The 18,108-nt window shown below is 74.6% G+C and carries 2 protein-coding genes; both read left to right on the forward strand.

The features are described from left to right. Positions 1-6: 6 nt before the first annotated feature. The gene (locus AB0J57_RS33225; RefSeq protein WP_366132121.1) at positions 7-12,717 is read left to right on the forward strand and encodes an SDR family NAD(P)-dependent oxidoreductase; all 12,711 of its coding nucleotides are present in this window, start codon (positions 7-9) and stop codon (positions 12,715-12,717) included. After that, positions 12,714-18,104 (forward strand): type I polyketide synthase, encoded by a 5,391-nt coding sequence (locus AB0J57_RS33230; protein ID WP_366132122.1) that lies wholly within the window; start codon positions 12,714-12,716, stop codon positions 18,102-18,104. The genes AB0J57_RS33225 and AB0J57_RS33230 overlap by 4 nt, the downstream gene beginning before the upstream one ends. The last annotated feature ends 4 nt before the right edge of the window (positions 18,105-18,108 follow it).

The following is an 18,108-nucleotide window of genomic DNA, read 5'->3' on the forward strand; positions in this document are numbered from 1 at the left end:
GATTCCATGATCGACAACGGCAATGGCATCGGTTCCGACAATGACATCGCCGTCGTCGGAATGTCGTGCCGACTCCCCGGAGCCGCCACGGTCGAGGAATTCTGGCAACTCCTGCGCCACGGCCGGAACACCGTTTCCCGGCAGGAGAACGGACACTGGAGGGCGGCCCTCACCGACCACGGCTCGTTCGACGCCGAATTCTTCGGCATGACCGCCCGGCAGGCCGCCGCGACCGACCCCCAGCAGCGCCTCGTCCTCGAACTCGGCTGGGAGGCCCTCGAACACGCCGCCATCGTCCCCGCCCGGCTGGCCGGCACCCGCACCGGCGTCTTCGTCGGCGTCGCCTCCGACGACTGGGCCGCCCTCACCGGCGCCGCCTCCACCGAGCCCGACGGCCACACCGCCGCCGGCCGCCACCGGGCCATGACCGCCAACCGGCTCTCCCACCACCTCGGGCTGCGCGGCCCCAGCATCGCCGTCGACAGCGCCCAGTCGTCCTCCCTCGTCGCCGTCCACCTGGCCTGCGAAAGCCTGCGGCGCGGCGAGAGCGACCTGGCCCTCGCCGCCGGCGTCAACCTGATCCTCAGCGACGACAGCACCATCGTCATGGACCGCATGGGCGCCCTCTCGCCCGACGGCCGCTGCTACACCTTCGACGCCCGCGCCAACGGATACGTCCGCGGCGAGGGCGCCGCCGTCGTCGTCCTCAAACCGCTGCGCCGCGCCCTCGCCGACGGCGACCGCGTGCACGCCGTCATCAAGGGCTCCGCCGTCAACAACGACGGCGGCGGCCCCAGCCTCACCACCCCGGACCGCGACGCCCAGGAGGCCGTGCTCCGCCAGGCGCACGAAGCCGCCGGGCTGACGCCCGACCACATCGGGTACGTCGAACTCCACGGCACCGGCACGCGCGCCGGCGACCCCGTCGAGGCCGCCGCGCTCGGCGCCGCCCTGGCCACCCGCCGCACCCCCGGCACCCCGCCCCTCAGCGTCGGCTCCGCCAAGACCAACGTCGGTCACCTCGAAGCGGCCGCGGGCATCGTCGGCCTGCTGAAGACCGTGCTCTCCGTACGCGAAGGGGAACTGCCCCCGACCCTGAACCACCGCTCGGCCCACCCCGGCATACCGCTCGACGAGCTGAACCTGAAGGTCCAGACGCAGCTCGCCCCGTGGACCGAACCCGAGGGCCGCCGGCGCGCCGCCGGCGTCTCGTCGTTCGGCATGGGCGGCACGAACGCACACGTGGTGGTCGAGCAGGCGCCGGCGGTGGAGGACGTCCCGGCGGGGGATGTGGTGCTTCCGGTGGTGCCGTTGGTGGTGTCGGCGAAGTCGTCGGTGGCGTTGCGTGAGCAGGCTGAGCGGGTGCGTGCTGTGCGTGGGCCTCGGCCGTTGGATGTGGGGTTCAGTCTGGCGGCGGGGCGTTCGGTGTTCGAGCACCGGAAGGTGTTCGTGGGGGACGTCGAGGTCGAGGGTGTCGCGTCCCCGGTCGGCCGGACGGTGTTGGTGTTTCCGGGTCAGGGGACGCAGTGGGTGGGTATGGGTGCCCGGCTGCTGGTGGAGTCTCCGGTGTTCGCTGCTCGGTTGGAGGAGTGTGGGCGGGCTTTGGCGCCGTTCGTGGACTTCGACCTGGTGGAGCTGGTGCGTGAGGGCGGTGCCCTGGACCGGGTGGATGTCATCCAGCCCGTCACCTGGGCTGTGATGGTGTCCCTCGCGGAGTTGTGGCGGTCGTTGGGGGTCGTTCCCGATGCGGTGATCGGTCACTCGCAGGGTGAGATCGCCGCGGCGGCTGTCGCTGGGGCGCTTTCGTTGGAGGACGCGGCTCGGGTGGTGGCTCTGCGGGCGCAGGTCATTGGGCGTGAGCTGGCGGGGCTTGGGGGTATGGCGTCGATTCCGCTGCCGCGTACGGAGGTGGAAGCGCGCCTGGGCGCGTGGGCCGGTCGGCTGGACGTCGCGGCCGTCAACGGCCCGAAGTCCACGGTGGTCTCCGGTGACGCGGACGCGATTGTCGAGTTTGTCGCCGCGTGCCAGGCGGAGGACATCCGGGCCCGCCAGGTCCCCGTCGACTACGCCTCGCACTCCGCGCACGTGGAGCGCATTGAGGCGGAACTGCTGGACGTCCTGGCCCCGATCACGCCCCGGTCTTCTGATGTCCCGTTCTATTCGACGGTCGAGGGCGGCCTGATCGACACGGCCACGGTCGACGCCTCGTACTGGTACCGCAACCTCCGTCAGACGGTCCGCTTCGAGGACACCGTCCGCGTCCTGCTGAACGAGGGCTTCTCGACCTTCGTCGAATCCAGCGCCCATCCCGTGCTGACCATCGGTATCCAGGAGACCGCCGATGTGGTGGCCGTGGGCTCCCTCAAGCGCGAAGACGGGGGTCTGGACCGGTTCCTGACCTCGGCGGCCGAGCTGTTCGTGGCCGGGGTGGGCGTCGACTGGGCCGCGCTGTTCACCGGTACCGGTGCCCGGCACGTGGACCTGCCCACGTATGCCTTCCAGCGCTCCCACTACTGGCTCGACACCGTCACGGACGCGCCGAGTGCCGCCACGGGGCCGACCGTGAGCGCCGAGCTGCGCGACGAGGGCCACGTCCTCGATCTCGTACGGCAGCACACCGCCGCGCTCGTGGGCCTGACGGCCGGCAGCGTGGACGTGGACGCCACCTACAAGTCCCTGGGCTACGAGTCGGTCACGGGCGTCGAGCTGCGCAACCGGCTCCGGGCGGCCACCGGGCTCCCGGTCCCGACCACGCTCATCTACGACTGCCCGACGCCCCGCGCCGTCGCGCGCCTCGTCCTCGACCTCGCCCAGGAGAACACGGGCGCCCAGCCGCAGCCCGCCGCCGCTCCGGCCGCCGTTCCCGTCGCCCCGGCGGCCGACGAGGACGACGCCGTGGCGATCGTCGGCATGGCGTGCCGCTTCCCCGGCGGGGTGGACTCGCCCGAGGCGCTGTGGGAGCTGGTCTCGTCCGGCACGGACGCGGTGTCGCCGTTCCCCGCCGACCGGGGCTGGGACATCGAGGGGCTGTACGACGAGGACCCGGACGCCCCGGGCCGCACCTACGTACGCGAGGGCGGTTTCCTGCACGACGCGGCCGAGTTCGACGCCGAGTTCTTCGGCATCTCGCCGCGCGAGGCGCTCGCGATGGACCCGCAGCAGCGGCTGCTGCTGGAGACCAGTTGGGAGGCGCTGGAGCGGGCCGGCATCGACCCGCGCACCCTGCACGGGACACAGGCCGGCGTCTTCGTCGGCGCGATGACCCAGGAGTACGGCCCACGCCTGTACGAGCACGCCCAGGGCTCCGAGGGCTACCTGCTCACCGGCCAGACGGCCAGCGTCATGTCCGGACGCATCGCCTACACCCTCGGAATCGAGGGCCCGGCCGTCACCGTCGACACCGCGTGCTCGTCGTCGCTGGTCGCCCTGCACCTGGCCGCCCAGTCGCTGCGCGCGGGCGAGTGCGACCTCGCGCTCGCCGGCGGGGCGGCCGTGATGGCGAGCCCCGGCATGTTCGTGGAGTTCTCGCGGCAGCGCGGACTGGCGACCGACGGGCGCAGCAAGGCGTTCGCGGACGGTGCCGACGGCACCAGTTGGGCGGAGGGCGTCGGCATGCTCCTGGTGGAGCGGCTTTCCGACGCACGGCGCCGAGGCCACAAGGTCCTCGCCGTGCTGCGCGGCTCGGCCGTCAACCAGGACGGTGCGAGCAACGGCCTCACCGCCCCCAACGGTCCCTCCCAGCAGCGGGTCATCCGGTCGGCCCTCACCGGCGCCGGGCTCACCCCGGCAGACGTGGACGCGGTCGAGGCGCACGGCACCGGCACCCGGCTCGGCGACCCCATCGAGGCGCAGGCGCTGCTCGCCACCTACGGCAAGGGACGTGACGCCGAGCGGCCGTTGTGGCTGGGCTCGCTGAAGTCGAACATCGGGCACGCGCAGGCGGCGGCCGGTGTCGGCGGTGTCATCAAGATGGTCAAGGCCATGGAGCACGGGGTGCTCCCGCAGACCCTGCACGTCGATGCCCCCTCGTCCCGTGTCGACTGGGACGCGGGTGCCGTGTCGCTGCTCACGGAGCGCCGGGACTGGCCCGAGGTGGGCCGGCCGAGGCGGGCGGCGGTGTCGTCGTTCGGTGTGAGCGGTACCAACGCGCACGTGATCCTGGAACAGGCGCCGGCGGTGGAGGACGTCCCGGCCGGGGATGTGGTGCTTCCGGTCGTTCCGTTGGTGGTTTCCGGGCGTTCCGATGCCGCTCTGCGGGCGCAGACGGCCCGGCTGCGGGCACACCTGGAGGCGGCTCCGGGCCTGCGGACGCTGGACGTGGGGTTCAGCCTGGTGGCCGGGCGTTCGGTGTTCGAGCACCGGAAGGTGTTCGTGGGGGACGTCGAGGTCGAGGGTGTCGCGTCCCCGGTCGGCCGGACGGTGTTGGTGTTTCCGGGTCAGGGGACGCAGTGGGTGGGTATGGGTGCCCGGCTGCTGGTGGAGGCTCCGGTGTTCGCGGCTCGGTTGGAGGAGTGCGGGCGGGCTTTGGCGCCGTTGGTGGACTTCGACCTGGTGGAGCTGGTGCGTGAGGGCGGTGCTCTGGACCGGGTGGATGTGATCCAGCCGGTGACGTGGGCTGTGATGGTGTCCCTTGCCGAACTGTGGCGGTCGCTGGGGGTGGTGCCGGATGCGGTGATCGGTCACTCGCAGGGTGAGATCGCCGCGGCGGCTGTCGCTGGCGCGCTGTCGTTGGAGGATGCCGCTCGGGTGGTGGCTCTGCGGGCTCAGGTCATTGGGCGTGAGCTGGCGGGGCTGGGTGGGATGGCGTCGATTCCGCTGCCGCGTACGGAGGTGAAAGCGCGCCTGGGCGCGTGGGCCGGTCGGCTGGACGTCGCGGCCGTCAACGGCCCGAAGTCCACGGTGGTTTCCGGTGACGCGGACGCGATCGTGGAGTTTGTCGCCGCGTGCCAGGCGGAGGACATCCGGGCTCGTCAGGTCCCGGTCGACTACGCCTCGCACTCCGCGCACGTGGAGCGGATCGAGGCGGAACTCCTCGACGTCCTCGCCCCGATCACGCCCCGAAGCGCCGCCATCCCGTTCTACTCGACGGTCGAGGGCGGCCTGATCGACACCTCCGCTGTCGACGCCTCGTACTGGTACCGCAACCTCCGTCAGACGGTCCGTTTCGAGGACACCGTCCGAACTCTCCTCGACCAGGGCTTCACCACCTTCGTCGAGTCCAGCGCCCATCCCGTGCTGACCATCGGCATCCAGGAAACCGCCGATGTCGTTGCCGTGGGCTCCCTCAAGCGCGAAGACGGCGGCCTGGAGCGGTTCCTGACCTCGGCGGCCGAGCTGTTCGTGGCCGGGGTGAACGTCGACTGGGCCGCGCTGTTCACCGGTACCGGCGCCCGGCACGTGGACCTGCCCACGTATGCCTTCCAGCGTTCCCACTACTGGCTGGAGCCCTCCGCACCCGCGCCCGCCACCGCCCCTGGTGACAGCGCCTCCATCGACTCCTGGCGTTACCGCGTCACGTGGAAGAACCTGGGCCGGGCCGACGCGCCCGTGCTCACCGGCCGCTGGCTGGTCGTCGCCCCCGAGGGTGCGGCAACGGACGACGTGCAGGCCGCCCTCGTCCGTCACGGAGCCGGGGTGGACGTCCTGGGCGTCGACCCCGCCTCCGTACGGCGCGAGGAGCTTGCCGCCCACCTCGCGGGCGGGACGTGGGACGGCATCCTGTCGCTCCTCGGCCTGGCGCCCGGGCCCCGGGCGCTCACGTCCTCGCTCGCCCTGGTGCAGGCGGTGGCCGACTCCGGGGGCGAGGCGCGGCTGTGGTCCGTCACCCGAGGTGCCGTGGCCGTCGCGCCGGGCGAGGTGCCCGAGGACACGGGCGCCCAGCTCTGGGCGTTCGGCCGGGTCGCCGCACTCGAACTGCCCTCCCTGTGGGGCGGGTCGGTCGACCTGCCCGCCGAGGCCGGTGCCGCCGCCCTCGACCGGCTCGTGGCGGCCCTCGCCGGTACCGAGGACCAGGTCGCGGTGCGGGCATCGGGGACGTACGGCCGGAGGGTCGTGCGCGCCGACGGTGGCCGGGCCCGGCGCGCGTACACCCCGCGCGGCACCGTCCTGGTCACCGGCGGCACCGGCGCCCTCGGCGCCCACGTCGCCCGCTGGCTCGTGGACAACGGGGCCGAGCACGTCGTGCTGACGAGCCGCCGAGGTGCCGAGGCGCCCGGCGCGCGGGAACTCGCCGACGAACTGCGCCGGTCCGGCGCCGAGGTCACCCTCGCGGCCTGTGACGTCTCCGACCGGGACGCGCTGGCCGCCCTCGTCGAGGCCCACCCGCCGACCGCCGTGTTCCACACCGCCGGCGTCCTCGCCGATGGACTCCTCGCCACCCTGGACGCCGGCTCCTTCGCCACCGTACGCGGACCCAAGGCCGACGCCGCACGGCACCTCGACGAGTTGACCCGTGGCCTGGACCTGGACGCGTTCGTGCTCTTCTCGTCCGTCACCGGCACCTGGGGCAACGGCGGACAGGCCGCCTACGCGGCCGCGAACGCCTCGCTGGACGTCCTCGCGGAGCAGCGCCGTGCCGACGGTCTGCCCGCCACCTCCGTGGCCTGGGGCCTGTGGGGCGGCGGCGGTATGGCCGAGGGCGCGGGCGAGGAGAGCCTCGGCCGGCGCGGTATCGGCGCGATGGAGCCCGACGACGGCATCGAGGCGCTGCGCCGTGCCCTCGACCGGGACGACACGTGCGTCACGGTGGTGGACGTCGACTGGGCGCAGTTCGCGCCGCGCACGGCCGCCCTGCGCACCGTCTCGCTCTTCGACACGGTTCCGGAGGCCAGGCGGGCGCTGGAGGCCGGGCAGCGGGCGGTGTCCCCGTCCGGGAGCAGCGAGCTGCGCGACCGCGTCGAGTCGCTGCCCGAGGCCGAGCGCACCCGGGTGCTCCTGGAGCTGGTCCGCTCGGAGGCGGCCGCCGTCCTGCGGCACCCCACCACCGACGCCCTGCGGCCCGAACGTGCCTTCAAGGACGCCGGCTTCGACTCGCTGACCTCGCTCGAACTGCGCAACCGCCTCAACGCCGCGACGGGGCTCAAGATGCCCGCGACCGTCGTCTTCGACCACCCGAACCCGGCCGCGCTGGCCGCCTTCGTCCGCGACGGCCTCTTCCGCGACAGCGCCGTCGGCGCCGCACCCGCCACCGCCCGGGCCGTGGCCGAGGCGGGGTCCGCCGACGCCGACGACCCGGTCGTGATCGTCGGCATGGCGTGCCGCTTCCCCGGCGGTGCCGACACCCCCGAGGCGCTGTGGGACCTGCTGGTCGCGGAGCGCGACGTCATCGGCGAACCACCCACCGACCGGGGCTGGGACTTCGACGAGATCTACGACGACGACCCCGAGTCGGGCCGGCGCGGCACCACCTACGTACGGCAGGGCGGCTTCCTGCACGAGGCGGCCGAGTTCGACGCGGAGTTCTTCGGGATCTCGCCGCGCGAGGCCGTCGTCATGGACCCGCAGCAGCGGCTCCTGCTGGAGACGAGCTGGGAGGCGCTGGAACGGGCGGGCATCGACCCCCTCACACTGCGGGGCAGCCGCACCGGCGTCTACGCCGGGCTGACCCACCAGGAGTACGCGTCCCGGCTGCACGAGGCCCCCGAGGAGCACGAGGGCTACCTGCTCACCGGCAAGTCCGCGAGCGTCGTCTCCGGCCGTATCTCGTACGTGCTCGGCCTGGAAGGCCCCTCCGTCTCCGTCGACACGGCGTGCTCGTCGTCGCTGGTCGCCCTGCACCTGGCCGCACAGGCGGTACGTGCGGGGGAGTGCGACCTGGCGCTCGCCGGCGGGGTCACGGTCATGGCGGCGCCCGGCCTGTTCGTGGAGTTCTCGCGGCAGCGCGGACTGGCGGCCGACGGGCGCAGCAAGGCCTTCGCCGACTCCGCCGACGGCACGAGCTGGGCCGAGGGCGCGGGCATGGTGCTGGTCGAGCGGCTTTCCGACGCACGGCGCCGGGGCCACAAGGTGCTCGCCGTCATCCGTGGCGACGCGGTCAACCAGGACGGTGCGAGCAACGGCCTGACCGCGCCGAACGGGCCCTCGCAGGAACGCGTCATCGCCCAGGCCCTCGCCAACGCCGGGCTCGGCGTCGAGGACGTGGACGTGGTCGAGGCGCACGGCACCGGCACCACGCTCGGCGATCCGATCGAGGCGCAGGCGCTGCTCGCCACCTACGGGCAGCGCACCGGTGCGGCGGAACCGCTGTGGCTGGGCTCGCTGAAGTCGAACATCGGCCATCCGCAGGCGGCGGCCGGTGTTGGCGGTGTCATCAAGATGGTCAAGGCCATGGAGCACGGGGTGCTCCCCAAGACCCTGCACGTCGATGCCCCGTCGTCCCGTGTCGACTGGTCGACGGGTTCGGTGGAACTGCTCACCGAGCGCCGCGACTGGCCCGAGGCGGGCCGTGTGCGCCGCGCGGGTGTCTCGGCCTTCGGCGTGAGCGGCACCAACGCGCACGTGATCCTGGAGGAGCCCCCGGCGGCGCCCGCACCGGACGCCCCCGAACGGCGGCTGCCCGTGGTGCCGGTCGTCGTGTCCGGCAAGTCGGGAGCCGCCCTGCACAAGCAGGCCGAAAGGCTCAGTGCCCACGTTGAGCACACCCCCGGGCTCGACCTGCTCGACATCGGCTTCACCCTCGCCGCGTCGCGCTCGGTGTTCGACCACCGTGCCGTCGTCCTGGCCTCCGGTACGGACGAGATGCTCGCCCGGCTGGAGCGGTCCGCCGTGCACGGCGCCGCGTCCCCGCTCGGCCGGACGGTGCTGGTCTTCCCGGGTCAGGGGACGCAGTGGGTGGGCATGGGTGCCCGGCTGTTGGAAGAGTCCCCGGTGTTCGCGGCTCGGTTGGAGGAGTGTGGGCGGGCTTTGGCGCCGTTCGTGGACTTCGACCTGGTGGAGCTGGTCCGTGAGGGCGGTGCCCTGGACCGGGTGGACGTGATCCAGCCCGTCACCTGGGCGGTGATGGTGTCCCTTGCCGAACTGTGGCGGTCGCTGGGGGTCGTTCCCGATGCGGTGGTCGGTCACTCGCAGGGTGAGATCGCCGCGGCGGCTGTCGCTGGCGCGCTGTCGTTGGAGGACGCCGCTCGGGTCGTCGCCCTGCGGGCTCAGGTCATCGGGCGTGAGCTGGCCGGGCTGGGCGGTATGGCGTCGATTCCGCTGCCTCTCGTCGAGGTGGCGTCCCGGCTCACGGAGTGGGCCGGCCGCCTGGACATCGCGGCGGTCAACGGCCCGAACAGCACGGTCATCTCCGGTGACGCGGACGCGATCGTCGAGTTCGTGACGCTGTGCCAGGCCGAGGACGTCCGGGCCCGCCAGGTGCCGGTGGACTACGCCTCGCACTCGGCGCATGTGGAGCGGATCGAGGCCGAACTCCTGGACGTCCTGGCCCCCATTAATCCCCGAAGCGCCGCCATCCCGTTCTTCTCGACGGTCGACGGTGGCCTGATCGACACGGCCACGGTCGACGCCTCGTACTGGTACCGCAACCTCCGCCAGACCGTCCGCTTCGAGGACACCGTCCGCACTCTCCTCGACCAGGGCTTCACCACCTTCGTCGAGTCCAGCGCCCACCCGGTCCTGACCATCGGTATCCAGGAGACCGCCGATGTGGTGGCCGTGGGCTCGCTCAAGCGCGAAGACGGCGGCCTGGAGCGGTTCCTGACGTCGGCCGCCGAGCTGTTCGTGTCCGGGGTGGACGTCGACTGGGCCGCGCTCTTCGAGGGCACCGGTGCCCGGCACGTCGACCTGCCCACGTACGCCTTCCAGCGCTCCCACTACTGGGCACCCACCTCGCCCGCCGGGACCGGCGACGCCGCGGCCGCCCGGTTCGGCATGGTGTGGGAGGACCACCCGCTGCTCGGCGGGGCGCTGCCGCTCGCCGCGTCGGGCGAGACGGTGCTGGCCGGGCGCATCTCGCTCTCCGCCCATCCGTGGATCGCCGACCACGCCCTGTCCGGCCGCACGCTGCTGCCCGGCACGGCGTTCGTCGAACTCGCCCTGCACGCGGCGTCGATCACCGGCTGCTCCGGAATCGACGAACTCGGCATCGAAGCGCCCCTCACCCTGCCCGAGCGCGGCTGGGCCCAGATCCAGATCCGCGTCGGGGAACCGGACGCCGACGGGCGGCGCACGCTGGACCTGTACGCCCGGGAGGACCGTACCGGGACCGCCGAGTGGGTCCGCCACTGCACGGCCGTGCTGGCCCCCGCCGGCTCGGGCCGCCCGGCCGCCCCGGCGCCCTGGGCCACGGGCGCGGCCTGGCCGCCCGCCGAGGCGGAACGCGTCGCCGCGGACGAGGTGTACGCGAGGTTCGCCGAACTCGGCTACGAGTACGGGCACACGTTCGCCGGGGTGGAGGCCGTGTGGCGGCGCGACGGCGAGGTGTTCGCCGACGTACGGCTGCCCGCCGCGGCCCGGCCCGGTGCCGCCTCCTACGGCATCCACCCGGCGCTCCTGGACGCGGCACTCCAGCCGTGGCTGGCCGGTGGCCTGCTTGACGTGCCCGACGAGTCGGTACTGCTGCCGTTCGCCTGGCAGGGCATCACGCTCCACGCCTCCGGCGCGACCACGCTGCGCGTCCGGCTCGCCCGCACCGGCGACGACGCGTTCTCCCTCCGGGCCGCCGACCCGGCCGGCAACGAGGTGCTGAGCCTCGACGCCCTCCTCATGCGGCCGCTGACCCGCGCCGGGCTCGACACCCTGCTGGGCGCGCCGAACACCGCTCTGCCGCTGTACCGGGTCGAGTGGACGCGCCACGACTCCGAGGACTGCGCCCCGACCGGGCACATCGCCGTCATCGGCCGTCCCGTACCCGGCACCGACTGGGACCGTCACCCCGGCCTCGCCGCCCTGGGCGACGCCGTCGACGCCGGTGCTCCCGTGCCGGACGTCGTCATCGCCCTCGTCCAGGAACCGTCGCCGGAAACGGGGGAACCGGCGCGAGAGCCGTCCACCGCACCGGCGCCCGAGCGGGTACGGCGGACCACCGCACGGGTGCTGACCCTGATGCGGGAGTGGCTCGCCGACGAGCGGTTCGCCGGTTCCCGGCTGGCGCTGGTGACCGAGGCCGCCGTCGACGCCGGGCCGGGCGAGGGCGTCGAGGGTCTCGACGGCGCCGCCGTGTGGGGCCTGGTGCGGTCCGCGCAGAGCGAGCACCCCGGCCGCTTCGTGCTGGTCGACGTCGACGCCGACGCGGTCTCCTTCGCCGCCCTGCCCGCCGCCCTCGACACGGGCGAGCCGCAGTTGGCCGTGCGCCACGGCGAGCTGCGCACCCCCGCGCTCGCCCGCCGCACCGACGGCGGCCGCACCGACGGCGGCGCCCACTTCGGCGACGGCACCGTCCTGGTCACCGGCGCCACCGGCACCCTCGGCGGGCTGGTCGCCCGCCACCTGGTCGCCGCGCACGGGGTCCGCGACCTGCTGCTCGTCAGCCGCAGCGGCCCCGCCGCGCCCGGCGCCGGCGCACTCGTACGCGACCTGGAGGAGGCGGGCGCCCAGGTGGTGCTGGCCGCCTGCGACACCGCCGACCGGGACGCGCTCGCCGAACTGCTCGCGCGGCACCGGCTGTCGGCCGTCGTGCACGCGGCCGGCGTACTCGACGACGGGGCGCTGACCGCCCTGGACGCCGAGCGCCTGGCCGCCGTGCTGCGGCCCAAGGCCGACGCGGCCTGGAACCTGCACGAACTGACCCGCGAGGCCGACCTGTCCGCGTTCGTGCTGTTCTCCGGCGCCGCCGGGCTGCTCGGCCGCCCCGGCCAGGCCAACTACGCCGCCGCCAACACCTATGTGGACGCGCTCGCCGCGCACCGCCGCGCCCTCGGGCTGCCCGCGCTGTCGCTGGCCTGGGGCCTGTGGGGCGAGGCGACCGGCATGACCGGCCACCTCTCCGAGACGGACCTGCGCCGGATGCGGCGCTCCGGCATCGCCCCCATGAGCAACGAGCAGGGCCTGGCGCTGTTCGACCGGGCCGTCGCCGTCGCCGGACAGGGCGCCGACCCGCTGCTCGTACCCCTGCGGCTCGACACGGCCGCGCTCGGCCGTGAGCGCTCCGCACGCGGCGTCGAGGCGGTGCCCGCCCTGCTCCGCCCGCTGGCACCGGCCGCACCGGCCGCCGCGCCGCGCGCCGCCGCCGAGGCCACACCGCCGCAGGACACGGGCACCGGCCTGCGGGACCGGCTGGCCGCGCTGGAAGGCCCGGCCCGCGGCCGTGAACTGCTGACGCTCGTACGGACCGAGGTCGCCCACGTCCTCGGCCACAGCGGACCCGACGCGGTCGAGGCCACCCGCCCCTTCCGGGAGGCCGGCTTCGACTCGCTCACCGCGGTCGAACTGCGCAACCGGCTCAACGCGGCCACCGGACTGCGCCTGTCCGCCGCCGTCGTCTTCGACCACCCCACGCCGCAGGCCCTCGCCGACCACGTGGGCGCCGAACTGGGTGCCGGGGCGACGGATCCCGAGGCCGCCGTACAGGCCGTGCTCGACGGCCTCGACGCCCTGGAGGACGCGGTCGCCGCCCTGGCCGACGACGCCCGCCGCGAGGCCGTGCACCGCAGGCTGACGGCGCTGCTCGCCGCCGTGGGCCCGGCGGAACGCATCCCGGCCGGGCTCGACGAGCGGTTCGACGAGCGGTTCGACTCGGCAGACGACGACGACCTTTTCGCCTTCATCGAGGAGCAGTTGTGACGGACGCGGACACCGGGAAGCTCCGGGACTACCTCAAGCGGGTCACCGCCGAGCTCGTCGCCCTGCGCGGCCGGCTGAACGAACCCATCGCCATCGTCGCCATGAGCTGCCGGCTGCCCGGCGGCGTCACCGGCCCCGAGGCCCTGTGGGACCTGGTGGCCTCCGGCACCGACGCCGTCTCCGGCCTGCCCGAGGACCGGGGCTGGGACCTGGATGCCCTCTACGACCCGGACCCCGGCGCGCAGGGCACCAGCTACGCCCGCGAAGGCGGGTTCCTCTACGACGCCGCCGACTTCGACCCCGAGTTCTTCGGCATCTCGCCCCGCGAGGCGCTCGCCATGGACCCGCAGCAGCGGCTGCTGCTGGAAACGACCTGGGAGGCGTTCGAGCGGGCCGGACTGGACCCGTCGGAACTCCGCGACAGCCGCACCGGCGTCTACACCGGCGTGATGTACGGGGACTACGGCGCCCGCGTCCCGCACACCCCGGGCCGTCCGGTGCCCGAGGGCCTGGAGGGCTACCTCGTCAACGGCAGCGCCGGCAGCGTCGCCTCCGGCCGCATCTCGTACACCTTCGGCCTGCGCGGACCCGCCATCACCGTCGACACCGCGTGCTCCTCCTCGCTCGTCGCCGTCCACCTCGCGGTCCAGGCGCTGCGCGCCGGTGAATGCGACCTGGCCGTCGCCGGGGGAGCCACCGTCCTCGCGACCCCCACCATGTTCATCGACTTCTCCCGCCAGCGCGGCCTCGCACCCGACGGCCGCTGCAAGGCGTTCGCGGACGGTGCCGACGGCACCGGCTTCGGCGAGGGCGTCGGAATGCTGCTGCTCCAGCGGCTGTCCGACGCCAAGCGCGACGGCCGCCGCGTCCTGGCGGTCATCCGTGGCTCCGCCGTCAACCAGGACGGCACCGGGGCGGGGCTCACCGCGCCCAACGGGCCCGCCCAGCAGCGCGTCATCCGGGCGGCCCTCACCGCCGCGGGGCTCACCCCCGGCCAGGTCGACGCCGTCGAGGCGCACGGCACCGGCACCCGGCTCGGCGACCCCATCGAGGCGGAGGCCCTCCTCGCCGTCTACGGCAAGGACCGGCCCGCCGACCGGCCCCTGTGGCTGGGCTCGCTGAAGTCGAACATCGGCCACGCCCAGGCCGCCGCCGGAGTCGCCGGCGTCATCAAGACCGTCCAGGCCATGCGCAACGGCCTGCTGCCCAGGACGCTGCACGTGGACGCCCCCTCCAGCCGGATCGACTGGTCGGCGGGCGCGGTCTGCCTGCTCACCGAGGCGACGCCGTGGCCCGAGCGGGACGGTGAGCCGCGCCGCGCCGGCGTCTCCGCGTTCGGCGCCAGCGGCACCAACGCCCACGTCGTCCTGGAGTACGACCCGGACGTGTACGCCCCGGACGCCGACGCCCCCCGCCGGGACGGGCCCGAGACCACCCCCGACGTCCGGGCCGGCGGACCGGTCCTGTGGAGCGTGACCGCCCGCGACCCGGGCGCGCTCGCCGACCGGGCCCGGCAGTTGCACGACCACCTGGCCGCCCGGCCCGGCACGGACCCCGCCGCCGTCGCCGCCGCCCTCGCCCACCGGCGCACCGCCTTCGCCGAGCGCGCCGTCGTCAGCGGCACCGACACCGGCACCCTGCTGGCCGGGCTGCGCGCCCTGGCCGCGGGCGAGCCCGGCCCGGTCACCGGCCGTGCCTCCGCCGACCGCCGCGTCGCGGTCCTCTTCACCGGCCAGGGCAGCCAGCGCCCCGGCACGGGCAGGGAACTGTACGCGTCCTACCCCGCGTTCGCCGCCGCCCTCGACGAGGTGTGCGACGCCTTCGGGCCGTACCTGCCCAAGCCGCTGAAGAGCGTCATGTTCGCCGACGCGGGCACCGACGACGCCGCCCTGCTGGACGACACCCGCTGGACCCAGCCCGCCCTGTTCGCCCTGGAGACGGCGCTGTACCGGCTGGTGACCGGCTGGGGCGTCGAACCGGAGGCCCTCATGGGGCACTCCGTGGGCGAACTCGTCGCCGCGCACGTCTCCGGAGCCCTCCGCCTCGACGACGCGGCACGCCTGGTCGCCGAACGCGGCCGCCTCATGGCGCGGCTCCCCGAGGGCGGTGCGATGGCGGCCCTCCAGGCGAGCGAGGAAGAAGTGCGGGAGCGGCTCGCGGGCCGCGAGCACGCAGTGGGCATCGCCGCCGTCAACGGGCCGCAGTCCGTCGTCGTCGCGGGCGACGAGGACGCCGTCATGGACCTGGTGGCGGCGCTGCGGAAGGACGGCCGCGTCACCAAGCGGCTGAAGGTGAGCCACGCCTTCCACTCGCACCGCATGGACGGCATGTTGACACAGTTCGCGGAGGTTGCTCGCGGCCTGGACGTCCGCGAGCCCAGGATTCCTGTCATGTCGAACCTGACCGGAGAGTTCGCCACGGGCGGCGTCCTGTGCACCCCAGAGCACTGGGTCGGGCACGCGCGCGGCACGGTGCGGTTCGCCGACGGGATACGCGCCCTGCGCGCCGCGGGTTTCGACACCTTCCTGGAGGTCGGCCCCGACGGCGTCCTCACCGCCATGACGCGCACCTGCCTGGACGCCGAGGAGCGGCCGGACGGACAGCAGCGGCCGGACGGACGGGAACGCGACGTACTCACCGTGCCCGTGCTGCGCCGGGGCAGGAGCGAGGTGACGGCACTCACCCACGCCATGGCCACGCTCCACGCGGGCGGCGCGGCGGTCGCACCGGCCGCACCGCGCGCCGACGACACGGCCCTCGCCGCCGACCTGCCGACCTACCCCTTCCAGCGCTCCCGTTACTGGCTCGACGCACCCGGCCCCGGGCACCCGGGCGACGACCTTCCCGGCACCGCCGGCGACGGCACCGTCCACACGGTGACCCTGTCCACCGCCACCGCCCCCTGGCTCGCCGACCACACCATCGGCGGTGCCGTGGTGGTGCCCGGCACCGTGCTGCTCGACGCGGCGCTCGCCGCCGCCGGTGGCGACCGGATCGCCGAACTGACCTTCTCCGCCCCCCTGGTGCTCGACGGTGACCGGCCGGTCCGGCTGCGCGTACACGTCGGTGCCGCCGACGCCACGGACGGCACCCGCGGCCTGGAGATCCAGTCCGACTCGGGCGCCGGGGGGCGCTGGACCACGCACGCCACCGGCAGCGTCGCCCCCGCCGACTCCCCGGCGGCCTGCCCGGCCACCGAACCCCCCGCGGGCGCCGAACCCCTTTCCCTGGACGGCCAGTACGAGCGGTTCGCGGCGGCCGGTGTCGGATACGGGCCCGCCTTCCGCGGCCTCACGGCCGCCTGGCGGCACGGCGACGACCTGTACGCCGAGGTGGCACTGCCCGAGGGCCTCACCGCCCACGGCTCCGCCGTGCACCCCGCGCTCCTGGACGCCGCCCTGCACGTCATCGCCGTCGGCCGCGACGGCTCCCACGGCCTGCTGCCCTTCTCGTGGACCGACACCGTGCCGCACGGGCGGCGCGCGGCCGGTGCCCTGCGGGTGCGGATCGGCCCCGCCGGCGGCGACGCCGTCACCGTCACCGTCACGGACACCGAAGGACGCCCCGTCCTCACCGCCGGCGCGCTCGCGCTGCGCCCCGCCGCCGCCCCCGCCGGCACGGCCGGGCTCCCGCTGCTCCACCTGGCGTGGACACCGGTCACCGGCCACCCGGGCGGGCCGGACGACGACGCCATCGTCATCGACGTACGGGGTGAGGACGATCCGCACGCGGTCGGCCACCGTGTCCTCGGCCTCGCCCAGGACCTGCTGTCCGGCAGCAGCGGCGGCACGGGCGACGACCGGCGCCTGACCGTCGTCACCCACGGCGCACAGGACACCGGCACCGGCGTCACCGACCCGGCCGCCGCCGTCGCCTGGGGCCTGCTGCGCAGCGCGGCCACCGAGCACCCCGGCCGCTTCGCGCTCATCGACACCGACGACACGCCCGCATCGGCCGCCGCCCTGGCCACAGCGGTGCGCATGGGCGGCCAACTCGCCCTCCGCGACGGCCGTATCCTCGCGCCCACCCTCACCCGGACGGCACCGGAGACCGGGCAGGCCACCACCACCCCATGGACGCCCGCCTCCCGCGTGCTCGTCACCGGCGGCACCGGAAGCCTGGGCGCCGCCGTCGCCCGCCACCTCGCCCACCACCACAAGGTGCGCAAACTGGTCCTGGTCAGCAGGCGCGGAACCCAGGCCCCCGGGGCCGCCGGGCTCGTCGCCGAACTGGAAGGCGCGGGCACCGAGGTGGTCGTCGCCGCCTGCGACGCCGCCGACCGGGCGGCGATCACCGCCCTCGTCGCCGAGCACCCCGTCGACGCCGTCGTGCACACCGCCGGGATCGTGGACGACGGTGTCCTCACCGCCCAGGACCCCGCCCGCCTCGACGCCGTGCTGCGCCCCAAGACGGACGCCGCGCTCGCGCTGCACGAGGCCACCCGCCACCTCGCACTCGACGCGTTCGTGCTGTTCTCCTCCGCGGCCGGAATCCTCGGCAGCGCCGGACAGTCCGCGTACGCGGCCGCCAACGCCCACCTCGACGCGTTCGCCGCCTGGCGCCGCGCCCAGGGCCTGCCCGCCCACGCGCTCGCCTTCGGCCCCTGGGCCGGCGGCGGCATGGCCGCCCACCTCGACGGGGCCGACGCCGCCCGGCTCGGCCGCACCGGCATCGCCGCCCTGCGCCCCGAGGAGGCCCTCGAACTCCTCGACCGGGCAGTGGCCGGCGAACACCCCGCCGTGGCCCTGATGCGCACGGTGCCCGCCACCGAACCCGGCACCGTGCCCGGCGTGCTGCGCCCGCTCGTCACCACCCGTGGCGAGGAGGCCCCGGCGACCACGGCCGCGACGGCCACCGAGACGGCCGCGCGGCCCACGCTCGCAGAGCGGGTGCGGGACCTGCCCCGCACCGAACGGTTCGCCGCCGTCCTCGAAGCCGTACGCACCGAGGTCGCAGCCGTCCTCGGCCACGGCGCACCCTCCGCCGTCGCCCCGGGCCGCAGCTTCAAGGAAGCGGGCTTCGACTCCCTCACCGCCGTCGAACTGCGCAACCGCCTCACCGCCGAGACGGGACTGCGCCTGACCGCCACCCTGGTCTTCGACCACCCGACCCCGATCGCCCTCGCCGAGCACCTGGAGGGCGAACTGCCGGGAGCCGAGGAGGCCGTGCACGGCCTGGTGGACCGGCTCCGCGAGGCGGCCGGGGCGGACGAGCTGCGCGACACCGTCGTCGACACGATCCGCGAGCTGCTCGCCGAACTCACCGGCCGGGAGACAGACACAGCGACAGAGACCGAGAACGCCGGCGGCACCGTCAACGACCGCCTTCAGTCAGCCTCCGACGAGGAGCTCTTCGAGCTGCTCGACAGCGGGTTCCGCACCGCCTGAGGCA

Origin of the sequence: Streptomyces sp. NPDC049837, assembly GCF_040674455.1 — a bacterium.
Classification (GTDB): Bacteria; Actinomycetota; Actinomycetes; order Streptomycetales; family Streptomycetaceae; genus Streptomyces.